General features: G+C 70.3%; 17 protein-coding genes and 1 pseudogene. 7 read left to right on the top strand and 11 right to left on the bottom strand.

From position 1 onward, the window contains the following. Window positions 1-573, bottom strand: a pseudogene (locus D7Y15_RS18535) (hypothetical protein); the annotation flags it as partial. A gap of 91 nt (window positions 574-664) precedes the next feature. On the opposite strand from D7Y15_RS18535, the gene D7Y15_RS18530 reads away from it, so the two are divergent. After that, window positions 665-1,495 carry a hypothetical protein gene (locus D7Y15_RS18530; RefSeq protein WP_172808442.1) on the top strand — a complete coding sequence of 277 codons (831 nt, stop codon included), beginning with the start codon at window positions 665-667 and terminating at the stop codon, window positions 1,493-1,495. On the opposite strand, the gene D7Y15_RS18525 is transcribed toward D7Y15_RS18530, so the two are convergent. Continuing rightward, window positions 1,496-2,743, bottom strand: coding sequence for an SLC13 family permease (locus D7Y15_RS18525; RefSeq protein WP_121753412.1), 1,248 nt, complete (start codon window positions 2,741-2,743; stop codon window positions 1,496-1,498). It abuts the gene before it with no gap. Window positions 2,744-2,927: 184 nt separating this feature from the next. On the opposite strand from D7Y15_RS18525, the gene D7Y15_RS18520 reads away from it, so the two are divergent. After that, window positions 2,928-5,348 carry a DEAD/DEAH box helicase gene (locus D7Y15_RS18520; RefSeq protein WP_199745944.1) on the top strand — a complete coding sequence of 807 codons (2,421 nt, stop codon included), beginning with the start codon at window positions 2,928-2,930 and terminating at the stop codon, window positions 5,346-5,348. 16 nt (window positions 5,349-5,364) lie between these two features. Continuing rightward, window positions 5,365-6,942 carry a ribonuclease H-like domain-containing protein gene (locus D7Y15_RS18515; RefSeq protein WP_121753411.1) on the top strand — a complete coding sequence of 526 codons (1,578 nt, stop codon included), beginning with the start codon at window positions 5,365-5,367 and terminating at the stop codon, window positions 6,940-6,942. Here the strand turns inward: D7Y15_RS18515 and D7Y15_RS18510 are convergent. Continuing rightward, entirely contained in the window at window positions 6,930-7,493 is a 564-nt protein-coding gene (locus tag D7Y15_RS18510; RefSeq protein ID WP_121753410.1) for a hypothetical protein, read from the bottom strand. The two genes, D7Y15_RS18515 and D7Y15_RS18510, sit on opposite strands and share 13 nt — an antisense overlap. Before the next feature lie 7 nt (window positions 7,494-7,500). Then, a complete protein-coding gene (locus tag D7Y15_RS18505; RefSeq protein WP_158629069.1) occupies window positions 7,501-8,223 on the bottom strand; it encodes a biotin/lipoyl-containing protein in 723 nt (240 codons plus the stop codon). A gap of 298 nt (window positions 8,224-8,521) precedes the next feature. Between D7Y15_RS18505 and D7Y15_RS18500 the strand changes: the two genes are divergently transcribed. The 3 genes from D7Y15_RS18500 (at window position 8,522) to D7Y15_RS18490 (ending at window position 12,297) form a co-directional block, all read left to right on the top strand. Continuing rightward, on the top strand, window positions 8,522-9,745 hold the full coding sequence (locus D7Y15_RS18500; RefSeq protein WP_233605003.1) for an OmpA family protein: 1,224 nt from the start codon (window positions 8,522-8,524) through the stop codon (window positions 9,743-9,745). A 62-nt stretch (window positions 9,746-9,807) separates the two neighbouring features. Beyond that, window positions 9,808-11,151 carry a WGR domain-containing protein gene (locus D7Y15_RS18495; protein WP_121753408.1) on the top strand — a complete coding sequence of 448 codons (1,344 nt, stop codon included), beginning with the start codon at window positions 9,808-9,810 and terminating at the stop codon, window positions 11,149-11,151. A 9-nt stretch (window positions 11,152-11,160) separates the two neighbouring features. Then, window positions 11,161-12,297, top strand: coding sequence for an STM4014 family protein (locus D7Y15_RS18490; RefSeq protein WP_121753407.1), 1,137 nt, complete (start codon window positions 11,161-11,163; stop codon window positions 12,295-12,297). Here D7Y15_RS18490 and D7Y15_RS18485 read toward each other — a convergent pair. From D7Y15_RS18485 to D7Y15_RS18470, 4 genes are all read right to left on the bottom strand, one after another. Next, a complete protein-coding gene (locus tag D7Y15_RS18485) occupies window positions 12,264-13,163 on the bottom strand; it encodes an STM4011 family radical SAM protein (RefSeq protein ID WP_121753406.1) in 900 nt (299 codons plus the stop codon). The genes D7Y15_RS18490 and D7Y15_RS18485 overlap by 34 nt on opposite strands. Continuing rightward, the gene (locus tag D7Y15_RS18480) at window positions 13,160-14,473 is read right to left on the bottom strand and encodes an STM4012 family radical SAM protein (protein ID WP_121753405.1); all 1,314 of its coding nucleotides are present in this window, start codon (window positions 14,471-14,473) and stop codon (window positions 13,160-13,162) included. Before D7Y15_RS18480 ends, D7Y15_RS18485 begins: the two co-directional genes overlap by 4 nt. Next, window positions 14,470-15,282 carry an STM4013/SEN3800 family hydrolase gene (locus tag D7Y15_RS18475; protein WP_121753404.1) on the bottom strand — a complete coding sequence of 271 codons (813 nt, stop codon included), beginning with the start codon at window positions 15,280-15,282 and terminating at the stop codon, window positions 14,470-14,472. Before D7Y15_RS18475 ends, D7Y15_RS18480 begins: the two co-directional genes overlap by 4 nt. A gap of 69 nt (window positions 15,283-15,351) precedes the next feature. Further along, on the bottom strand, window positions 15,352-16,770 hold the full coding sequence (locus D7Y15_RS18470) for a hypothetical protein (RefSeq protein WP_121753403.1): 1,419 nt from the start codon (window positions 16,768-16,770) through the stop codon (window positions 15,352-15,354). A gap of 236 nt (window positions 16,771-17,006) precedes the next feature. On the opposite strand from D7Y15_RS18470, the gene D7Y15_RS18465 reads away from it, so the two are divergent. Continuing rightward, a complete protein-coding gene (locus D7Y15_RS18465; protein ID WP_121753402.1) occupies window positions 17,007-19,307 on the top strand; it encodes a S8 family serine peptidase in 2,301 nt (766 codons plus the stop codon). A gap of 130 nt (window positions 19,308-19,437) precedes the next feature. Here the strand turns inward: D7Y15_RS18465 and D7Y15_RS18460 are convergent, their stop codons facing one another. From D7Y15_RS18460 to D7Y15_RS18450, 3 genes are all read right to left on the bottom strand, one after another. Beyond that, window positions 19,438-19,914 (bottom strand): SMI1/KNR4 family protein, encoded by a 477-nt coding sequence (locus D7Y15_RS18460; protein ID WP_121753416.1) that lies wholly within the window; start codon window positions 19,912-19,914, stop codon window positions 19,438-19,440. 5 nt (window positions 19,915-19,919) lie between these two features. Next, a complete protein-coding gene (locus D7Y15_RS18455) occupies window positions 19,920-20,561 on the bottom strand; it encodes a hypothetical protein (protein ID WP_120578437.1) in 642 nt (213 codons plus the stop codon). A gap of 105 nt (window positions 20,562-20,666) precedes the next feature. Then, a complete protein-coding gene (locus D7Y15_RS18450; protein ID WP_233605002.1) occupies window positions 20,667-22,121 on the bottom strand; it encodes a hypothetical protein in 1,455 nt (484 codons plus the stop codon). Between the last annotated feature and the right edge of the window lie 42 nt (window positions 22,122-22,163).

Genomic DNA, 22,163 nt, shown 5'->3' with positions numbered 1-22,163 from the left:
GCGCGGGGGCGCGGCGGGTTCGGCCTGCTGCGGCGGGGACAGCTCGAAGGTGGCCTCGTCCATGCCGAAGCTCAGCGGCGTGGCGGCCGTGGAGGTGATCTCGCCGTGGTAGTGGTGCCGGATGGCGCGCTCGATGGAGGACGCCGTCGCCACCACCACCTGGAGCTTCTGGCCGGAGTGGAAGGCCAGCTCCTGGAGGGACTCCACGTTGGTGGGATCCGACGTAGCCACGGTGAGCGTCTTGGAGCCGGGTTCGTAGGCGATGGGGAAGACGGTGTAGCGCTCGGCGATGTCCACGCGCAGCGCCTGGAGCGCGTTCGGAACGGGGACATGGGTGTCCAGGTTCACGGTGGGGATGGCCAGCTGCCGCGACAGGGCGTGCACCATGGAGCTTTCGTCCACGACGCCCATCTGCACCAGGGTGAGGCCCAACCGGCCGCCCCACTTGCGCTGCTCGGCGAGCGCCGTCCGCAGCTGGGTTTCAGTGAGCAGGCCGGCGTCCATCAGGATCTCACCCAACCGCCGCTTGCGGTTGGGGCCCGGGCCGGGAGGAACAGAAGGGGGAGGATTCACGGCCGGGCAGCATATCAGTGCCGGACACTCCCCAGGCCTTCGGTGGGTCACAAACAGGCCAGGGGGGCGGGGATGGGCTAGCCTGGGCCCCATGGTGCGAAGCCGAAGCGTCCTATTCGCCGCAGTCCTCGTCGCCTTCACCGCCGGTTGCGCCTCCAAGCGCCTCTCCGGCGCGGACCTGGACCGGGTCCAGCGGCCCGCATTCATCTCCCGCATCGAGGACGGCGCGGGGCCCAAGAGCAAGGTGTTCCAGGAGGACAGCGCGTACTCCGACAAGCTCAAGAAGCTGGAGCCCAAGGAGGCGGACCGCCGGCTCACCGTGAAGCTGCAGCAGGCGGTGACGCGCTTCGAGCTCTCCGAGCGCCTGCGCGTGACCACCCTGTCGCGCCTGCCGGAAGAGGCCCCCTGGACGAACGCGGTGGATCCCGCCCGCGTGGCTTCCGCGCTGGAGAGCTTCCTGGTGGAGGAGGTGCCCGCCAACGCGCCGGACTACGACTTGATGGCCCCGCTGGGCGCGGACACCATCGTGGAGTTCGTCATCCAGGACTACGGCATGCGCAGCGACGACGGGCACGCCGGGGCCTACCTCAAGGGTTACGGGCGCATGTTCCGGGTGGACGGGCGCTGGGAGCTGTGGCACCGGCCGTTCGACATGGACGCAGTGGAGCAGGGTGCCCCGCACCTGGATCCGTTCAAGGTCGGCAAGGACCCGGAGCTGTTCCGCCTGGCCATGACGGCCCTGTTGGACAAGGTGGCGGACATGTTCGTGAAGGACCTGACGCCCGCGAACCGCAAGGGCGCGGCCCCCTCGGGCAGCACCGCGCCGGACACCGTGCCCTCCGCTGTCACGCCCGCCGCGGCGGCGCCCACTCCGCCCGAGCACCAGCTGCCCCCGGGCGAGCTGCCGGATCCGGATGCTTGATTAGAAGAGGGCGTGCTCCGCCAGGAGCACACCCAGGCCCACGACGAAGCTGACCAACGTCACGGGCACGCCCACGCGCAGGTAGTCCATGAAGCCCATGCGGACCTTGCCGCGCGCGGCCTCGAAGACGATGAGGTTCGCCACGCTGCCCACCAGCGTGAGGTTGCCCGCGAGCGTGGAGCCCAGCGCGAGCACGTGCCACGCCAGCTCCGGCTCCTGCATGGTCGGCACCCACGCGCGCGCGAGCATCACGAACGGCACGTTGCTGAAGAGGTTGGACGCCACGAGCGTCAGGAATGCGAAGCCCAGCGTCTCGCGCCACGGCGGCCCGGCCATCAGCGGGGAGAACACGTGGCGGATGGCCTCCGCCCAGCCCGCCTTGTTCACCCCGTACACGACGACGAAGAGGCTGGCGAAGAAGAGCAGCAGCACCCAGTCCACGCGCTCCAGGGCCTCGCGCGGCTCGTGCCCGGACAGGGACATCACCAGCACGCCGCCCGCGAGCGCGCTCCAGCTCATGGGCAGGCCGGCGAAGAACGCCACCACCACGCCCAGCAGGACTCCCAGCCCCAGCGAGAGCAGCCGGCGGTCCACCTCCAGCGGGGGAGGGTGCGTGTCGAAGCGCGCGGACGGCAGCTCCTTGCGGAAGAGGTAGAGCAGCGCCAGGGCGACGATGACGGTGGAGAGGATGGCGGGCAGGGCCATGTACGCGGCGAACCGCGCGTAGCCCAGTCCGGACGCGCCCTGGATCAGCATGTTCTGCGGGTTGCCAGTGAAGGTGGCCACGGAGCCGCTGTTGCTGCCCATGCACACCGCGAGCAGGTACGGCACCGGTGGCAGGCGCGCGTCCTCCACCACCACCAGCACCAGCGGCGTGAGGAACAGGCACACGGTGTCGTTGACGAGGAACGCGGACAGGAACGCGCTCACGAACGTCACGGCCACCAGGAGCAGCCGCGGCGTGTGAGCCACCTTGAGGGCCTTGGCTCCGGCGGCGCGGAAGAAGTTCGCCTGCGCCAGGTACACGGCCAGCAGCATCATCCCCAGCAGGAGGACGATGGTGTCCATGTCGATGGCTTGCTGGTTCCGGTCCGCGCTGTGACCGAAGACCTCCGTGGGCGTGACGGCCCCGGCGACGACCATCAGCGTGGCGCCCAGCAGGGCACCTCCGGGACGGTCCAGCTTGATGAAGGGCAGCCTCGCCCCGGCGATGAAGATGTACGTGAACAGGAAGATCGCGAGCGCCACGGGCGCGGGACACTAGGGTCCGCTCCTCGGACCCGTCGAGGTCCCCTGGAGCCGCCTGTCCAGCAGGGAATCGAGCCGGCTACTGTCGGGTGGGAATGTGGGTGATGGGCCCCCAAAAGACCGCCGTGGTGGGTCCTGACGCGCGTTGTCCTTCCGGGTACACGTCTGTACAGTGGCCGGCCCTATGAAGCCCGAGAAGGAAACCGAGGCCTTCTCCGGCCCGCGCCGCACGCCGTGGTCAGGGGCTCGCGGGCTGGACGCCGTCCTCCAGGGATGGCGGACGGACCGGCAGGTGTGGCCGAACATCGTCCATGACGCCGTGACACCCGCCCGCGCTGGCGTGTTCGCGCCGATGCCAGAGGGGCTGGCCCCCCAGGTCCGGGACGCGCTCAAGCGCCGGGGCGTGGAGCAGCTCTTCTCCCATCAGGCCGAAGCCTTCGAGCGGGCCCGCGACGGGGAGAGCCTGGTCATCGCCACGCCGACCGCGTCCGGCAAGAGCCTCTGCTACAACCTGCCGCTGTTGGATCGCTTCGCGCGCGAGCCGGAAGCGCGGGCGCTCTACCTGTTCCCCACCAAGGCCCTGTCTCGCGATCAGGAAGAGTCGCTGCGCGCCTTCATGCGTGAGGCGGGCCTGGGCCATGGCGCCATCACCTTCGACGGTGACACTCCGGGGGACGCGCGCCGGGCGGCTCGCGAGCGTGCGGGCGTGGTGCTCACCAACCCGGACATGCTGCACACGGGCATCCTTCCGCACCACGCGAACTGGGCGCGGCTGTTCTCGAACCTGCGCTACGTCGTCATCGACGAGCTGCACACGTACCGGGGCGTCTTCGGTTCGCACCTGGCGAACGTGCTGCGGCGGTTGCAGCGGGTGGCGCGGTTCCACGGGGCATCGCCCACGTTCATCCTGGCGTCGGCGACCATCGGCAATCCGAAGGCGCACGCGGAGCGGATGCTGGGGCGCGAGGTGGCGCTCGTGTCGGAGAGCGGGGCGCCGTCCGGTGAGCGCCGGGTGTTGGTCTACAACCCGCCGGTGGTGAACGCGGAGTTGGGCATCCGCGCCAGCTATCTGAAGAGCGCGGTGCGGCTCACCTCGGACCTGGTGCGCGCGGGGGTGTCCACGCTGCTGTTCGGCCAGTCGCGCAACAACGTGGAGGTGATGCTCAAGTACCTCCGCGACCGGTTCGTGGAGGAGAAGCTGGATCCGTCGCTCATCCAGGGCTACCGGGGCGGCTACCTGCCGGGCACCCGCCGCGCGACGGAGGCCGCGATGCGCGCGGGCGAGGTGCGCTGCGTGGTGGCCACCAACGCGCTGGAGTTGGGCATCGACATCGGTTCGTTGGACGCGGTGGTGTGCGCGGGCTACCCGGGCTCCGTGGCGGCGCTGGCGCAGCGCTTCGGCCGCGCGGGCCGGCGAGGCATGGGGAGCCTGGCGCTGCTGGTGACGTCCAGCGCGCCGTTGGATCAGTACTTCGCGGCGGATCCGCGCGCGCTCACGGGAGCGCCGGTGGAGCATGCGCGGATTGATCCGGACAACGTGGAGATCTTGGTCCAGCACCTGAAGTGCGCGGCGTTCGAGCTGCCCTTCGAGGAAGGGGACGCGTTCGGCGACGTGCCGGTGGAGAACACCACGGAGGCGCTGGACTTCCTCACGCAGCACCAGGTGGTGCACCCGTCGCAGGCGCCGGAGGGCGGGCGCCGGATGTTCCACTGGTCGTCGGACGCGTATCCGGCGCACCACGTGTCGTTGCGCAGCGTGGGCTGGGACAACGTGGTGGTCATCGAGCGCGGCACGGACAAGACGCTGGCGGAGATGGACTTCCGCTCCGCGCACACGCAGCTGCACGAACAGGCCATCTACCAGCACGACTCCGAGCAGTACCAGGTGGAGATGCTGGACCTGGAGAACCACAAGGCGTTCGTGCGGAAGGTGGCGCCGGACTACTTCACGGACGCGATGACGAACGTGCGCGTGAGCGTCATCCAGGAGGACCAGGGAGCGCCGCTGGGGCCCTCGCTGCACGCGGGCCTGGGCGAGGTGTCCGTCATCGAGAAGGTGGTCGGCTACAAGAAGATCAAGTTCCACACGCACGAGAACGTGGGCTACGGCGACGTGCGGCTGCCGGAGATGCAGATGCACACGTCGGCGCTGTGGCTGACGGTGCCGGAGGCGGTGGTGCGGAGCATGGACGCGCCCCGGCCCGCGGTCATCGACGCGCTTCGAGGCCTGGGTTCCGCGCTGCGCACGGTGGCGTGCGTGGGGTTGATGAGCGACCCGCGAGACCTGGGCCGCACGCTGGGCAGCAAGGACGAGCCGGACGGTCCGCCGCGCAAGGAAGGCGGCGTGGGCTTCGATCCGACGCTGTTCCTCTACGACAACGTGCCCGGTGGCGTTGGACTGGCGGCGCGGCTGTACGATCAGCGCGAGGAACTGCTCCTGCGAGGGCGCAAGTTGCTGGAGTCGTGCCCGTGCGAGGACGGGTGTCCGGCGTGCATCGGGCCGGCGGCGGGTGGGCAGCCGGGGAGCGCGTCGTCGGGGTCGCATCCGCGCAAGCGGCTGGCGTTGGACCTGCTGGCGGCGCTCGGCGTCGCCGGGGTGCAGTGAGGAGCACGGGCGCGGCATGGACCTGAAGCGCAAGCTGTCCCGACTCACCAACGCGGGCCCCGGCAGTCAGGCCCGGGCGCCCGTGGATACCGTCGTGGAGACACCGGCGGTGGAGGCGCGCGCGCAGGACGCGGCGGTGGCTCCGATTCCGCCGGTGGAAGAGGCGGGCACGACCACCATCGCGGAGGTGCTGGTCCAGGCGCTGCGCAAGCGCATGTCGATGGACGGGGAGGGGACTGACGGCGGGCAGCCTCCCGAGACCGCATTGCGTACCGCGCAGGCGGAGGTCGCTGACCGCGAGGCCACGCGGGCGGACGGTCTCGTGGACCTGCGCGAGGAGGCGCGGCGGCGGCTCGCGGCGAAGCGCGGCGGTGCGGCGGACGGTCCCGCGGATCCACGGGTGGAAGCGCTGCGCCAGATGCTGTCGTTCTGGGCGGAGCGTCAGGGTACGGCGTCCGCTCGGAAGGCGGTGGCGCCGGCCCCCGAGCCGCGTGCCTTGCCCGTGGAGGCGAGGGCGACGCCGCATGGCACGGTGCACGTGGCCGAGCAGGTGTATGCGCCGGACCATCGTCACGGCACGGCACCGGTGGCGGCGGCGCTCGACGTGGAGGCGCGGCTGGTGGCGGGGCTGGCGCTGCATCCGGAGCTGGAGTCGGTGGACTTCACGCGGATGTTGATGCTGGACACGGAGACGACGGGGCTCGCGGGCGGTACGGGAACGGTGCCGTTCCTGGTGGGCCTGGGTTGGTTCGAAGGCCGCTCGATGCGCGTGCAGCAGCTCTTCCTGAGGCGCATGGGAGAAGAGGCGCCCATGCTGCGCCTCCTGGCCGAGCGCATGGCGTCGTCGTCCTGCCTGGTCACGTACAACGGCAAGAGCTTCGACTGGCCGCTGCTGCGCACGCGCTTCGTGCTCAACCGGGTGCCAGTGCCGAAGGAGCTGCCGCACCTGGACCTGCTGCACTGCGCGCGGCGCGTGTTCAAGCACCGCGGCGAGGGCGCGCGGCTGGTGCACCTGGAGTCAAAGGTGCTGGGGCATCATCGGGTCGGGGACGTGGATGGTTCGCAGATCCCGGAGCTGTACTTCCGCTTCCTGCGCGGCACGGACGGTTCGGAGCTGGTGCCGGTGCTGGAGCACAACCAGAAGGACCTGCTGCTGCTGGCGGCGCTGATGGGCGATCTGGTGCGCCGCTTCCAGTCCGAAGGCTCGGAGCAGCAGGACCCCCGGGATCTGCTGGGCTTCGCGCAGGTGGCGGAGAGGGCAGGGGACGCGGCGCGGGCGCTGACGTTCGCGAAGGCCGCCGCGGAGAGCGGAGGCCCGGTGGGAATCGAAGCGCTGGTGCTGGCCTCGCGCCTCTGCCGCCGCTCGGGGGATTGCGACACGGCGGTGGCGCACCTGCAGCGTGCGCTCACGTTCGCGAAGCCCGGACAGGGCGCGGTGTTGCACCTGTCCCTGACGAAGCTCTACGAGCACTCCCTCAAGGACCTGCCTCGGGCCCTGTACCACGCCAGGCTCGCCGCCCCGGTGGAGCTGCCGGAGGACCACCAGCTCCGCCTGGAGCGCCTGGAGCGGCGCCTGTCGCGTCAGGGGGCCTGAGCATCAGCTCCCCCTGCGTCTGGGGCAACGCCAGCGTCCGAAGATGCGTCCAGGAAGGGCAGGGGCCGCGGATGCGCCGGGTCGAAGGAGGGTGAGACGCCAGGGGCGGCCTTCTCCATGACACCGCCGTCCGCGAAAGGGATGTACGGCTCCAGCCCATCCAGGATCCGGCGAAGGATGCGGCCATCACGGCTGATGGCATACCGGACCCCAGAGTCGAGTCCCGGCTGGGATCCGCCGCATGCCGACGGGTCCATATCGATGCGCACGAAGACGATGTCTTCACGCTGAATGACCCTGAAGACATGTGACATGCGCCTGTCGGTGCACGGCGCTTCAGACCGGTCCGGAGGCAGATAATCATTCGCCGCCAAGGTCAGGGCGCGGATCACGGCTCCATCCAGCACGACGGGCTGCTCGGATGTGCTGACCTGGATCTGCGTCTGATCGAAGAACTGCGGGAAGACTATCGAACGGTCATCCTTCACCGGGGCAGCGCCCGCCACGAACTCGCGTGCACACCCGGCGGCGATCCCCAGAAACAGCAACACGGCCGGCTCACGGCAACGCATCACGCAAGCCTGGGAACCACGCGACGAGCAACCGCTGCGTGCCCAGCTTCACGAAGGCCCGGCCCGACTCGCCGTCCTGGTACACGCGCTTCTTGCCGTCACGCTCGTAGGTCCGGGCCGGCACGTGCGCCCGGATCAGCACCGCGCCTTTCGGGTACGCCTCGGCTCGCCGCTGCACCTTCGCGAACTGGAGCGATTCCTCCGGACCCTCCACCTGCTCGATGACCGTTTCCAGCGGGTGGCGCATGTCCGGCATCTGGAACTCCAACGTCATCCCCGGGGCCAGCTCCTGCCGGTACTCCTCCGGGAACAGCACGTTGAGCGACGGCAGCACGTTCCGGTTCATCAGGGCCGCCACCGGCTGGCCCGCCTCCACCTGGGCCCCCTTCGTCACCGCCACCTGGCCCACCATCGCCTCCAGCGGTGCCACCACCTCCGCTGCCCCGGTCGCCGTCTCCAGCCGCGCCACCACCTGCCCGGCCTTGACCGGCTGGCTCAGCCCCACGTCCACCGACATCACTCGCCCCGCGGCTGGAGCAGGGACGTCCACCCACTCGCCTTGCTGGAGCAGCACCTGCCCTCGCGCGGACCGGTCCACCCGCACCCTCCCCGCGAGCACTCCCAGCGTCACCACCGCTCCCACCGCGCTCCAGGTCCATGCCCGCCGTGAAAAGCGGGACGTCGGCTTGGGTGGGGAGGAGACAGGCATCGGAGGGGATTCAGGCCGCGGATCCATGTGCGGAGCAGGATGATCCATCCCGGCCTCCCTGCGCCAGGACTGGTTGGAACGTGGGATTCACCGCGAGGTCTTCAACCGGGTCCCTGAAACTTGACGGACTCGCACGCCTGCTCGCCCTACAGGGATGTATCCCTGCATCACCCCGGGGCGCCTTGTGCCATGCTGCGTGCGCCTCGTGGATTCTTCCTTCCTCAGATTCGGGTCCCTGGTCCTCGCCGGACTCCTTGCTCCGGGCGCGTTCGCGGCTGAGCCGACGCGTGAGGAACAGGTGCGCGCGGAGCTGGAACGCCAGCTGCGCGACATGGTCCCCGAGTCCCCTTCCGAAGTGCAGGTGCTCTTCGCGGGCTTCAAGCCCGAGGACGGCTACCGGCTCGTGGAGACCGACTTCCTCCTGGATGGCGAACCGCTCGCCGTCCCGGGACTGAAGGAACTCAACGCGCCCGGCGTGCACCGGCTCGCGGTCCTGAAGGTCGAACCGGGCGAGCACACCCTCGTCTCGCGCGTCACGTACACCAACGGCTCCTGGAGCCTGTTCAGCGAGACCAACGGCTTCCTCTGGAAGATCACCGCCTCCGTCGGCTTCCAGACCCAGCGCGGTCTGCGCGTCGTGGTGAAGGCGTCCCCCAGCGTCGTGCCCAACGCGCCGGATCCGCGCCTCAAGCTCAAGCTCACCCACGCCGTCACCGCGGAGATGATCAAGCCTCCGCAGGACGAGCCCGCCGTCGTCACCGCGCCGCCGCCCGTGAAGCCCGCGCCCGTGGATGCCGGGGCCCCGGTGAAGGTCGTCCAGCCCACGCCTCCGACGGACGCGGGCGTGAAGCCCACGACGACTGTCGTCTCCGTGACGCCGCCCGTGGAGCGTCCGCCGGTGGCGCCCAGCCGCCTGCGCCTCCAGGTGACGTCGAAGAAGCCCACCTCCGCCACCGCCTTCGTGCGCGGCACGGGCGAGCCCCTGAAGCTCACCGTGCCCGGCAAGAAGCCGCAGGACGTGCCCCTGTCCGCGGGCGCGTACACCGTGGACCTCATCGCCGACGGCTTCCTCGCGCAGACGCGCCAGGTGGAGCTGGCCGCCGGGGCGGACTCGTCGCTCGCCTTCGCGCTGGTGCCCGCGCCCAAGGCCGCCAAGGCCGCCAAGGTGCAGGAGGGCCGCATCGAGCTGCCCGACCCCCTGAGCTTCGACGAGAAGAAGCCCGTGCCCGCCAAGGCCACGCTCGCGGGCCTGGACCTGGCGGTGGACCTGCTGGTGCGCGACCCGAAGGCCCGCCTGCGCGTCGAGGGCCACACCGACTCGCGCGAGGTCCCCGAGCCCGCGCGCCAGAGCCTCTCCGACGCCCGCGCCCGCGCCGTGGCCGACATGCTCGTCCGCGCCGGCGTGGCCCCGTCCCGCGTGGAGGCCGTGGGTCTGGGCGACCGCAATCCCAAGGCTCCCAACCTGATTCCTCGTGGACGTGAGCTCAACCGCCGCGTGGAGCTGGTGCTGCTGCGTCCCTGAGCCTTGAGGTTGCTGGAGGGCTCCTCTAGCGTCCCGTGCGTTCTTCGCCAAAGGGACGCGCGATGCCTCGCTACGAGTTCACGGAAGGCAGCTCCAGCAAGTTCTGGGAGATCACCCTGGAGGGCACCACGCTGACCAAGCGCTGGGGCCGCATCGGCTCCGACGGCCAGGAGAAGGTCGAGGAGTTCGACTCCAAGGCGGAGGCGAAGAAGGCCTACGAAGCGCAGGTCCACGAGAAGGAGCGCAAGGGCTACACGCGCGCCGAGGGCGGGGACAGCGACGGCGCGGAGGCCACCGCCGAGTCCGCCGTCAACCCGGACCTGGAGGCCGCCATCCTCGCGAAGCCCGACGACGCGAAGGGCTACCTCGCGTACGCCGAATGGCTCAAGGGCGAGGGCGATCCACGCGCTGAGCTGATCCTCCTCCAGCACTCCGCGCTGGAAGCGCCTGCGGCCACGCGCAAGAAGGTGGCGACGCTCATCGAGGACCACGCCAACGAGCTCCTGGGCGAATCGCTTTCGGAGGCCGTCTCCGACGAGACCCTCAAGCTCGAATGGCACCTGGGCTTCATCCGAGAGGCCCGCCTGGGTCAGGTGGACTACGACTCCTCGGCGAACATCCCGGACCTGCTGGCCGAGCTGCTGGCCCATCCGTCCGCGCGGTTCCTGAGCCGCCTGACCCTCGGCATGGCCAACTTCGACGGCGAGAACGACTACGACGAAACGCTGGAGGTGCTCGCGAAGGCGAAGCCCGCGCCGCCGTTGCGCTCGCTGTTCATCGGCGACTTCGAGTTCCCGGACGAGACGGAGATCTCCTGGACGCAGGTGGGCGACCTCAAGCCGCTCTACAAGGTCTACCCCCAGCTCCAGGAGCTGCGCGTGCGCGGCGGTGAGATCGGGTTCGGGAAGATCGACCTGCCGGAGCTGCGCTCGTTCACCGTGGAGACCGGGGGCCTCCACCAGGGCGCGGTGAAGGAGATCGTGAAGGCGAAGTGGCCGAAGCTGGAGTCGCTGGAGGTCTGGTTCGGCCAGGAGAACTACGGCGCGAGCGGCGGCGTGAAGGACCTCAAGCCGCTGCTCGACGCGGAGGGCGTGCCGGCCCTGCGCAAGCTGGGGCTGCGCAACTCCGAGTTCACGGACGAGCTGTGCGCGGCGCTGCTCAAGTCGAAGATCCTGGCCCAGATTGAAGAGCTGGATCTGTCCATGGGCACGATGAGCGACACGGGCGCGGACACGCTGGCCCAGAACGCCAAGGCCTTCGCGCACCTCAAGACGCTGGACGTCACCCAGAACTTCCTCACGAAGGCCGGGCAGAAGACCGTGGCCAACGTCGCGAAGTCCGTGGCGAGCGGCAACCAGCGCACGCCCTACGACGAGGAGTCGCGCTACGCCGCCGTGGGCGAGTAGCCCACCCCCATGCCGTACGCCGCGCCGCCGTTCCTGATCATCGGCAATCCCGGGAACCGGCGCGTCACGCTCTTCCAGGAGGCACTGCTCCGCGCCGGGCTGCCTCCCGCGCACGTGGTGCCATGGGAGACGGTGGCCCGCGCGCCCGACGTCCTCTTGGAGCTGCCCGATACGGAGCGCCTCGTCCGTATCGACGCGGCGGGGGAGGACGCAGCCGTGGAGCGCGACTTCCTTCAGCGCGGCTACGCGGATGCGCTCGGCGCCGGCTGTGACACCATTACGCCCGAGGCACTGGAAGCGCTGCCGGATGAACACGGCCGCGTGTTGTGCCCCCGGCAGCATCACCTGGGTTTCCTGCGCGTGCTGGAGGACCTGTCCGCGCGGTTCGCCCAGCGTCCCCGATGGCGCGTGCTGTCCTCACCCCGCGCCATCGCGGACCTGTTCGACAAGCGCATCACGTCGCGCCGGTACTCGTCCCTGGGCATCCCCGTGCCGCCGTTCCTGGACGTGGCTCCGGGCACGACGCCGGAGGCCCTGCGCCAGGCGTTGCGCGAAGCGAACTTCCGCGAAGCATTCGTGAAGCTGTCCTGTGGTTCGTCCGCGTCGTGCCTCGCCGTGTACCGGCCTGGGTTGGCGCATGGCTCGCTGCTCACCAGCCTGCATCGAGGCACCACCGGCTGGTTCAACTCCCTCAAGGTGCGCCGTGTGACGGACGCTCGGGAGGTGGACGCGGTGCTGACCTTCCTCCTGCGCGAGGGCTCACAGGTGGAGGAGGCCCGGCCCAAGGCACGGCTGGGTGGGGACCTGTTCGACTGCCGTGTCCTCACCGTGCGCGGCGAGCCCGTCTTCACCGTGGTGCGCCAGAGCCGCCTGCCCATCACCAACCTGCACCTGGGCGGCTACCGGGGAGACCTGGACGCCTTCCACGCGGCGGTACCCCCCGCCGAAATGGAGGCCGCGATGGAGAGCTGCCGCGCTGTGGCCCGCGCGCACGACTGCCTCCACGTGGGCATCGACCTGATGTTCGAGGACTTCTTCCACGGCCACCGCGTGCTGGAGGCGAACGCCTTCGGGGACCTGCTCCCCGGCCTCACTCGCGACGGCCTGTCCGTCTACGACTGGGAGATCCGCGAAGCGCTGCGCTGAGCGCCGCCCGTCCACAGCCGCGTCGCCGGTACGCGCTCCAGCAGCCCGGAGCCGAACACGCGATCCAGCTCCAGGTACTCCAGGTGCACGTAGCCGATGTGACACCCGCACGTGTCCTTCGAGCACGGGCGCGGCTTCAACGCCGCGTCGAAGTCCGGCGCGTACAGGTTGCCCAGCGGTTCCTTGATGAAGTGACACCGGTACGCGGTGCCGTCACCGTCCACGGACAGCACGGACTCGCCGCCACGGCAGGCCCGGCCCCGGCTGGGGTGACGGGTGTTGTTCATGGGGAAGAGCGGGTCGATGCGGGTGAAGCGCTCCACGTCCTCGGGCGTGTACGCGTCCAGGCCGTCCTTGACCGCGTTGATCCACAGGTACGTGTCCTCGGGCAGTTCGCGGCGCAGGGCCTCGGCCTCGTCCGCGAAGCGCCGGAAGCCCACCATGCCCGCGCTGTGCCGCACGCCGTGCTCCGACAACCGCTCGCACTGCGCGAGGAAGCGCGAACGCTTCATCCACTCCGGATGGTACGTGGCCCAGATGCCCAGCTTCTCCGTGCGGCAGTCCGTGAGCCAATCCAACCGGCAGGAGAGGTTCGTCTGCACCGCCGCGCGCTCCACGTGGGGCAGGTGCGTCAGCCGCGCGAGGGCCTGCTGATACCAGGGCCAGATGAGCGCCTCGCCCCACGGCGTGAAGAACACGGACACGGTGTCCTGCGTGCGCGACTCCACCCACTGGAGGAACCGCTCCAGGTCCGCGCGGTCCTTCGTCAGCTCCTCTTCGCTCTGCTTCCACTTGCCGAAGGGGCAGTACTCGCAGCCGTAGTTACAGCCGGACAGCGGGCCCCGGTAGAGCACGGTGAGCTTCATCGCCAGGCGTACTCCGTCATGCGCGCGCGCACGGCCTCGGAGTCCAACCAGGGACCAATCAAGTCGGAGCGCTCCACGCCCGCGGGAGTGAGCTGGAACACGCCGTCCACGTCGCGCGCCAGCCCGTGCGCCTCCAGCTCCGCGAGCATCGGGAAGTCCGCCTTCGCCTCCGTGCCGAAGCGCTGGCGGTACACGCCCGGGTCCACGCCCTCCGCCAGCAGCGACAGCACCAGGTGCCGGTGGCGCTGCTCTGCCGCGTCCAGCACGAAGCCGTAGCGCACCTCACCGAAAGAGGCCGTGTCCCGTTCGCTGTACGCCTGGATGATGCCGCGCACCTCTCGCGAGGCCACCGCGTATTCGGACGAGTAGTGCACCGCGCCCGTGTACGAGCGTGCCCCCACGCCCAGGCCCACCATGCCGTCCTCCTGACAGCGGTACACCGCGCCGCGAGCCGCGGGAGCATGCGCCGCGCGGAACATCCGCATGGACACCTGCGTGTAGCCGCGCGACAGGAGGAAGTCCCGGCCGGTCCGGTAGAGCGACAGCCGCAGGTCGTCCCACGCGCGCGACTTCTTGCCCAGGAAGGTGAGGGGCCGCACGTAGAGCGGGTAGAGGTACAGCTCCTCGGGCGCGTACCGCAGCGCCGCCTCCAGCGAGTGGAGGAACGTCTCCACCGTCTGGCCCTCGATGCCGTAGATGAGGTCCAGGTTGAGCGTGGGGAAGCCCGCGCTCCGCAGCAGCTCCACCGTGGCCTCCACCTGCGCCGTCTTCTGCGGCCGCTTCACCGCGGCGACCTCCGACTCCAGGAAGCTCTGCACGCCCATGCTCACCCGGTCCACGCCCCGGGCCTTCAAGAGCGCGACCTTGTCCGCGTCCACCGTCTCCGGCGATACCTCCACGGACATGGGCACGTCGCGCGGGTTCACGCCCAGCTCCGCCGCCAGGTCGAACACCGTCTCCAGCCCCGCGACGTCCAGCAGGGTGGGGGTGCCACCGCCAATCGCGGCCCGAGCGAACGTCGACGGCCCCAGCGCCTCCTTCACCCGGCGGGCCTCGCGCTTCAGCGCGGCGAGCCACGCTTCGACGACGTCCTCCTTCGGGCCCGCGGCGGTGAAGAGGTTGCAGAACCCGCAGCGCATCTCGCAGAAGGGCACGTGCAGGTAGAGGAACAGCGCGTCCCGCCGCTCCTTCGCCCAGACGTCCTCCAACGGCAGCGCGGGCGTCAGCGGGCGGTAGGCCGTCTTGTGCGGGTAGCCGTACAGGTACGCCACGTACGGCGTCCCTTCGAGCATCGACTCCAGGCGCGTCATGGCGCGGAGTCTACCGGCAGCACGAACTGGCCATAGGGCACCGTCCACACCACCGGGTGCCCCAGCCGGTGTCCCGTGTAGCCGTCCTCGCCGTACGCCGTGCCGTGGTCCGAGCACACGATGCAGAACGCCGGGCCGCGCCGTCGCAGCGCCTGGAAGAGGGGGGGCAGCTGACTGTCCACGTACGCCAGCGCCGCCGCGTGCGTCGCCTTGGAGTCCTCCGTCGCCCCGCGCACGTAGTGCCGGTTGGGCTGGTGCAGCGCGGAGACGTTGATGAACAGGAACACCCGCTGCTCCCGGGGCAGTGACTCCAGGATTTTCACTGCGAGTGATGCCTGGTTTTCCGTGGATTGGGGATCGGTGACGCCCAGCTCCGGGGCCCAGTGCGCCTCGGAGAAGAGGCCCGGGAGCACTCGGCCCAGGGGGTTCTTCTGGTTGAAGAACCCCGTCCCGCCAATACACACCGTGTGATAGCCGCGCCCGGCCAGCCCCGTGACGAGGTCCGGCGCGTCCAGCACGCAGGTGCCGGGGCCCGTCGTCTCGCTGCCCTCGAAGCGCAGGGCGAAGGGGCGCGAGTGCCGGCCCGGAGTGACAGGGGTGGGGAGGAAGCCCGCGAAGAAGGCCTGGTGCGCGGCGTAGGTGAAGCTCGCCGGGGTGTGTCGCTCCTCCCACCGGCCGCCAGGCAGCAACGCGGCCAGGGTGGGGGTGCGGCCTGCTTCCAACTCCTCCCGGGCCACGTCGTAGCGGAGCGTGTCCAGCGTGAGGAAGAGCAGGTCGTGCGTGTCGACCAGCGCGTTCAGGTCATGCATGCGGACGAAGCGGGGCGGGGAGGGGACCTCATCGATGGGAGGTCCCATACCCCGCCCGGGACGGCGGGACTACGACATCGGGACGGTCTCGGCCGGGGGGCGCGGCTGCGCCGGGGCCGGGGTCCGCGGCTGCGCCGGGGCGGCGGCCTCGGGCGGCATGGACTCGAGCGGGCGGCGCGCGGCGTTGGGGTTCCGGGTGTCCACGGTCGAGTTGTAGAGCGTCGTGGCGAAGGTCTGCTGCCCGTTGGTGGACAGCGTGCGGAAGGCGCGGTCCAGCGCCTGCTGGCCGCCCTGCAGGCCCTGGCCCATGGTGCGCTCCACCAGCGCGCGCGCCTGCTGCTCGTTGAGGCGCGCCGTGAACGGGCCGGAGCCGGACGCCGCCGCGTCGTCGCTGGAGAAGGCGCCGCGCGCCATGGCCGCCGCGTTCGGATCCGTGAAGGTCAGCTCGTAGCTCGTCTCCGGGGGCTGGCCGGGACGCGTGGTGGTGGTCGCCACCACGGAGTCGTTGATGGCCGTGCGCGCCCGGCCGTTGCCGTCCGCGCCCACCTGCATGTCCGTGGTCTGCGTGCTGCCCGCCACGTTGCGGTCCGTCTGGCGCACGGTCTGATCCCCCGCGCCGTCCGCGGTGAGGCGCGTCTGGCGCTCGGTGGTGGCCACCTCGCGGCCCAGCACGCGGCCCTCGCGGGTCTGGTCCAGCGTGTCCGTGCGGTTCACGTTGCTCACGCCCGCACCGTTCTCGCGGGGCAGCTGGCCGGTGCGCATGAAGTCGTCATAGGCAGCGCGGCCTTCCGGCGTGCGGATGTTGAAGTCCGCGGACTGGGTGTGCCCCAGGCGCTGATCCTGCCGGCCCTCCAGGCCGCGGATGTTGGTGGCGTCCCGCTGGCGGCCGTCGCTGGTCACCGTGGCGCGCACGGTGTCTTCCGACGTGCGCTGCACCTCGTAGCGCTGCGTCTGGGTGCGGTCATACGACGTGCTCAGCCCCAGCCGCTCGCCCAGCCGGCCCGGGCCCGCGCGCAGGCCCGCGTTGAAGCCCGCTTGGCCCTGGACTTCCGCCCGGGCGCGGGTGCCCACCGGCCACGTCTCCGGGGAGGCGGGGTTGGGCAGCTGGCCATTGCGGATGGCGTCCGTGGCGGCCTCGCGCGGCACCTCCACGCGCAGGCTTCCCTGTAGCCCGAACGAACCACTCGCGTTCGCCGTCCCCAGGCGCGTCGGAACGCCGCCCCGGGGCGTCGAGCCGCGGTTGCCCACCTGGCCCTGGGCCTCCAGGACGAAGTTGTCACCCTGCGTCGTCACCCGGGCGCGGCCCGAGGGGCGCAGCGCGGCGGCGGGCGAGAACGAGTCGCGGTTGCGCTCCGCCGCGGCCTGCGCCTCGGGCGGCTGCTGCGCGGGCGCCTGCGGTTGCGGCGCGCTCGCGGGGCGGTTGGCGGGAACCGTCGACTGCGTCGGCTGGAAGGTCGGAGTGGGCCGGTTCGGATTGATGGAAGTCATGTGTATTGAGGTTATCGACCTTTCCGGCGGTTTGTTTCCGCTCAGTGTGTGGCTCTTACACTCCTGATTGTTGAGAGATTCGGGCTACTTCCACCCATCCAGAACCACTTGGACCTACTAGGAGCGAACGCCCCGGACGCAAAAAAGCACGCCCTATTGCAACTGAGTGGCAAGGACTTGAAATACAGTCTTAATGTGTATTACAGGTTATTCTCACTTTGAAGGGAGTGCACGACATGCAGAACATGCGGAAGCAGTTCTCGACGTCTCGTGGTGGCTGGCGGCCGGTGACGGCGCTGGTGCTGGGCTGCACCCTGGCGGTTCCGGCTGGAGCGCTCGCGGCGGAGCGCACCCCTTCATCGGCCACGCGGGCTCCGGCGGCGCCGGGCGCGGCGGTGGCGACGGCGCTCAAGGCAGGGGGTACGACGCTGGCGACGCCGTCGGGACGGGTGTTCCACCAGACGGCGCGACCGGTCAGCGGCCTGCGCAGCCTGGACGTGGTGCGGGACACCGGCGTGCAGCTGCACGTCTGGCGTGAGCGGCAGGCGGACGGCACGGAGCGCGCCTTCTCCGCGTACACGCGCGGCGGCTCGGAGCTGCTGGGCCGCGTGCAGCAGGAGGAGTACCTCATCCGGTTGGCGGAGGCGTCGTTCGACCCGCTGGCTCGCACCGCGCCGCTGTTGGGCAACGCGCTGGTGGCGGACCGGGACAACACCCTGTCGCTGGTGCAGTTCCACGGCACGCCGCTGCCGGAGTACCGCGAGACCATCGAGAACGCGGGCGGCAAGGTGCTGCGCTTCCTGTCGGACCACACGTACCTCGTGGAGATGCCGTCGGAGGTCCGCGCCCGGGTGTCCCAGCTTCCGGCCGTGCGCTGGGTGGGGGACTACCACCCGGAGTGGCGCGTGGAGCCGGTGCTGCGGGACGCGCTGCTCGGACGGGCGGCGGCGCTGGCGCCCCAACGCTACTCCATCATGCTGGGTGAGGGCGGCGCGGCCCGCCAGGCCCGCGTGACGGCGCTGGTGGAGCGGCTGGGCGGCAAGGTGGATCTGGTGGAGCCGGGCGGCCTGCGCGTGGAGGCCACGCTCAACCAGGAGCAGCTGGCCTCGGTCGCGCGCGCCAACGAGGTGCAGTTCATCGACCGCTGGGGTGGCCCCGGCGAGGTGGACATGGACATCGTGCGCGAGACGGGCGGCGCCAACTACGTCCAGGGGCTCAAGGGCTGGAACGGGCAGGGCGTGCGCGGGGAGATCTTCGACACCGAGCTGCGCACCACCCACCGTGAGTGGCCGACGACGCCCATCATCCACAGCACGGGCACGTCCTCCGGTTCGCTGCACGGCACCAGCTGCTACAGCCACAACTTCGCCAGTGGAGTGGATCCGCTGGCCAAGGGCATCTTGCCGGGCGGGCAGGGCATCTTCTTCCTCTACTCGGAGTCCACGCAGTTCGGCGGCACCAAGTCCCGGCTCGCGATGAACCAGGAGCTGCTCAACCCGAACGGCCCCTACCGCGCGGTGTTCCAGACCTCCAGCGTGGGCAGCACGCTGACGACGGCGTACACGACCATCTCCGCGGAGGTGGACGACTACCTGTTCAAGGCGCCCCTCCTCAGCACGCAGTCGCAGAGCAACAACGGCTCACGCAACTCCCGGCCGCAGGCGTGGGCGAAGAACATCGTCTCCGTGGGCGGCATCCGGCACTACAACACGCAGGCGCGCACGGATGATCGCTGGTCGTCGGGCGCGAGCATCGGCCCGGCGGCGGACGGCCGCATCAAGCCGGACCTGGCCTTCTACTACGACAACGTCCGGGGCGCGTACGGCTCCTCGGACACCGCGTACACGGAGTTCAGCGGCACCAGCTCCGCCACGCCGCAGACGGCGGGCTTCTTCGGCTTGCTGCACCAGATGTGGCACGAGGGCGTGTGGGCCGGCCACGGCAAGAAGGCGGACGTCTTCACCAGCCGCCCGAAGATGGCCACCGCCAAGGCGCTGATGATCAACGGCGCGTCCAAGTACAACTGGCTGGCTGGCGGCGCCAACGCGGACATTGACCGCAACAAGCAGGGCTGGGGAACGTCTGACGTCAAGCGCCTGTATGACCGCGCCGCGAAGACGTTCGTCGTGGACGAGACGGATGTGCTCGCGCCGCTCGGCTCCAGGACGTACTCCTTCACCGTGGCCAGCGGCGAGCCGGAGCTCAACGTCACGATGGTCTACACGGATCCCATGGGCACGGTGGGTGCGGCGCGGGCGCGCATCAACGACCTGTCCCTGCGCGTGACGGCGCCCAACGGCACCGTGTACTGGGGCAACAACGGCCTGACCGCGGGCAACGTCTCCACGTCCGGCGGCGTGTCCAACAAGGTGGACACCGTGGAGAACGTCTTCCTCGCGAACCCCGCCGCGGGCACGTGGAAGGTGGAGGTCCTGGCGGATGAGGTGGTCCAGGACGCCCACACGGCGACGGCGGCGGTGGACGCCAACTACGCCCTGGTGGTGAGCGGCGTGAACCTCAACGCGAAGGCGCCGTAGTCGTTCCGTGCGCGGGCTCCGGTGTGTCCGGGGCCCGCGCCGTCGCGGTCAGTGCGGGGCGTCCGCGGGCTTCGCCGGGGCCTGCTGCTGGACCAAGGGCTTCGCGGCGCGCTGGATTTTCAGGCCCATCTCAGCGACTCGGTGACTCGCCGCTCAACCAGAATGCACGGTTGCCGCTGCGCAGCGCCCGCTCCAGGAACTCCGCGAAGCTGGATGCGATGCGCTCCATCTCCTCCGGGAATGTCTCATGGAAGGCGTCGAACAGCGGGTATTGGCCCGCCTCGCGCTGGGTGCTGTCCAGGACGACGTAGTCGGAGTCCTGCATGTCCACCAGCGTGAATACGGACGGCGCCCCGTCCCGGTCCTCGTCGCTGGCTCGGATGGCCAGGCGGGCGCGGCGGATCTCCGCGAGCGGCAAGACGCGGTAGAGGGCATCGACCCGTGGCGCGAAGAGCGTGCACCCGTCGCAGTGCAGGTAGAAGGCGCGCAGGTCCTCGTCCAGTTCCCACCCGACGCGCGCCTCGAAGGCGGCCAACTGCGCGAGCGTCGCGGGCGCGTTGGGGAAGTGGAGCCGGGAGACTTCGGCCAGGAGTGGGTCCATGGGCATGGCCGTCAATCCACGTAGGGCCGCTCGGGGCCCGGCTTCAGCCACTGGCCACCCGGCGCGTAGCAGGCGGGATACTCGCGGTTGAGCACGCCGTGCACGTTGTCGGGCACCGGGAGGACGTTGTCGCGGGCCACCGGCGCCCCTCCGTGCCCCAGGTCAAAAATATGGTGCCCCTGCCAGTTGGCACCGCCCGTCGATGGCCAGCCGCCGAACTCGCGGCCCCACTCATCGCGGAACGCGTTACGAGAGTTCTTCCATGTGTCCCGGCGCCACTTCCCGTCCGACACCTTCGGGTAGTCGCAGCAGCAGTGGGTGATGGCAAGGCGGCCGCCGGCCTCCGCGGGCATGAAGAGGTAGCGCCCCTGCCAGTCCCCCTTGATGTCCGCCAGCCACATGCAGCCCATGAGCGGGTAGCCCTGCGCTGCGCACTTCGACTCGCACCGGGACAGGAACGCGGCGCTGCACTGCCAGGGCCCGTAGTAGATGGTCGTGCGGAGCTGCCCTCCGTCCGGCGTCCTGACGACCGACCCGACCCACTTCGCGCGCGCCGGACTGCCGCCCCCACCGACAGTTGCCGAGCCGCACCCGACGAGGGCGAGGAACACGGCTGCGCTCGCGAGGCTGCGGATGGTGAAAGTGGCTGCCATTGCAATCCATGACAACACGGCAAGTTGAGGTTGAGAGGCGCGGCGTGCCCTGTTGGTCGCTTCCGTGCGCGGGCTCCGGCGGGTCCGGGGCCCGCGCCGTCGCGGTCAGTGCGGGGCGTCCGCGGGCTTCGCCGGGGCCTGCTGCTGGACCACGGGCTTCGCGGCGCGTTGGAGGACGGGCAGGGACGGGCTCAGCGTGCCCAGGTAGAGCCGGCCGTGGAAGCCTGTCTCGCCCGGCGCGTCGAAGAGGGCCACCTTGCGCGGCGTGTTCGGCTCCTGGCGCGCGTCCGCCGCCGGGTTGATGCCGTGCACGTCACAGTCCACCTGCTGCCAGACGTTGAAGCGGCAGGCGAAGTGGGCCCCGCGCGCGAAGCCCACGTCCAGGGCCCGCACGGGTGAGGAGGGCAGGGCGGCGGTGAGGCGGTGGCCCATGGGTTCGAACTTCGAATCCCAGTTCACGCCACCGGTGCGCACGTGCACGTCGCCCGCGAGCACGAGCATCCACGCGTCCGGGTTCTCCTTGCGGAAGGCGATGAGGTTCGCGGCCATCTCCTCCTCGCGCGCGTTGCCCGCCGCCTGCTTGGAGTCGAACGCCACCACCGACACGGCGTGGCCCTGGTGCCGCAGGCGTCGCGCGGCCTCCAGCAGGTGGATGACGCCCGCGCTGCTGCGGCCGTCCTGATCCACGCGGCGGAAGAAGTCGCTCAGCACGAGCAGCCGCTCCAGGTCCGCGTCGGTGCCGGCGCTGGTGAGGTACTCGTCGAGCGCGCCCTGATCCACGGACGGCACGGACAGGGCCAGCGCCACCGGCAGCTTCTTCGCCGTGGCGTCGCAGAGCATCCGCGAGGCGGCGTCCGGCAGTTCGCGCGTGCCCATGGGGTCCGCGACCAGCACGGTGCCGCCCTGCGTGAGCAGCGCGTCCACGCCCTCCACGGGGTCACCGCAGCGGGGCGCGGCTTCCGGGGTCTCCGGGGTCCAGCCGGCGACCTTCACGTCGCGCACGGGGATGGAGGCCTTGCCGCCGACCAGTTCCAGGGAGGGGGCCATCTCCAGGCGCATCAGCAGCTTGCGCTCCTGGGGCAGGTCGCGGATGCCGCGGCGCAGCCGGAAGCCCTCCATCTGCGGGACGGCCTCGAAGGTCTCGTGGGCGAACACCTCGCGGTTGTGGTTGTAGTAGTGGTCGTTCCGCTTCTGGCTGCCCGGCTCGGGCGTCTGCTGCGTGACGGCGTCCTCCGCCTCGCGGTACTGGAGCCGGAAGATGCGCACGATGGACTGGCGCGGGCCGACCTCTTCGGGGCGCACCAGGTAGCGTTCGAAGGTGCGGTTGCCGCGCACGTTCACGCCGATCTCCCAGGACTGGGAGTACAGCTCATGCGTGGTGTTGTTCTCGAAGATGTCCAGTCGCTGCTCTTCCAGCAGGCGGCGCGCGACGAACATCGCCTCATCCAGAGGCACCAGGTACACGCGCTCCACGGTGGGGATGGGCTCCGTGTCCAGAGGATCCCCATCCAGCCCACGTGAGATGCCCGTGCAACCCGTCATGCACAGAAGTCCCAGCATCCAGTGCATCCGCATGGTCCTGCCCCCTTTCGTGGAAGGGGA

Origin of the sequence: Corallococcus sp. AB030 (assembly GCF_003668965.1) — a bacterium.
Classification (GTDB): Bacteria; Myxococcota; Myxococcia; order Myxococcales; family Myxococcaceae; genus Corallococcus; species Corallococcus exiguus.
The sequence above is the reverse complement of the archived record's forward strand: the minus strand, read 5'-3'. Positions and strand labels throughout refer to the sequence as shown.

Bases quoted from the DNA above. Each gene is read 5' to 3' on its own strand.
- D7Y15_RS18460 (WP_121753416.1), bottom strand. From the start codon at position 19,914: ATGCCCATGGACCCACTCCTGGCCGAAGTCTCCCGGCTCCACTTCCCC.
- D7Y15_RS18465 (WP_121753402.1), top strand. From the start codon at position 17,007: ATGCAGAACATGCGGAAGCAGTTCTCGACGTCTCGTGGTGGCTGGCGG.
- D7Y15_RS18475 (WP_121753404.1), bottom strand. From the start codon at position 15,282: ATGCATGACCTGAACGCGCTGGTCGACACGCACGACCTGCTCTTCCTC.
- D7Y15_RS18455 (WP_120578437.1), bottom strand. From the start codon at position 20,561: ATGGCAGCCACTTTCACCATCCGCAGCCTCGCGAGCGCAGCCGTGTTC.
- D7Y15_RS18450 (WP_233605002.1), bottom strand. From the start codon at position 22,121: ATGCTGGGACTTCTGTGCATGACGGGTTGCACGGGCATCTCACGTGGG.
- D7Y15_RS18520 (WP_199745944.1), top strand. From the start codon at position 2,928: ATGAAGCCCGAGAAGGAAACCGAGGCCTTCTCCGGCCCGCGCCGCACG.
- D7Y15_RS18480 (WP_121753405.1), bottom strand. From the start codon at position 14,473: ATGACGCGCCTGGAGTCGATGCTCGAAGGGACGCCGTACGTGGCGTAC.
- D7Y15_RS18515 (WP_121753411.1), top strand. From the start codon at position 5,365: ATGGACCTGAAGCGCAAGCTGTCCCGACTCACCAACGCGGGCCCCGGC.
- D7Y15_RS18505 (WP_158629069.1), bottom strand. From the start codon at position 8,223: ATGCCTGTCTCCTCCCCACCCAAGCCGACGTCCCGCTTTTCACGGCGG.
- D7Y15_RS18495 (WP_121753408.1), top strand. From the start codon at position 9,808: ATGCCTCGCTACGAGTTCACGGAAGGCAGCTCCAGCAAGTTCTGGGAG.
- D7Y15_RS18490 (WP_121753407.1), top strand. From the start codon at position 11,161: ATGCCGTACGCCGCGCCGCCGTTCCTGATCATCGGCAATCCCGGGAAC.
- D7Y15_RS18470 (WP_121753403.1), bottom strand. From the start codon at position 16,770: ATGACTTCCATCAATCCGAACCGGCCCACTCCGACCTTCCAGCCGACG.
- D7Y15_RS18530 (WP_172808442.1), top strand. From the start codon at position 665: ATGGTGCGAAGCCGAAGCGTCCTATTCGCCGCAGTCCTCGTCGCCTTC.
- D7Y15_RS18485 (WP_121753406.1), bottom strand. From the start codon at position 13,163: ATGAAGCTCACCGTGCTCTACCGGGGCCCGCTGTCCGGCTGTAACTAC.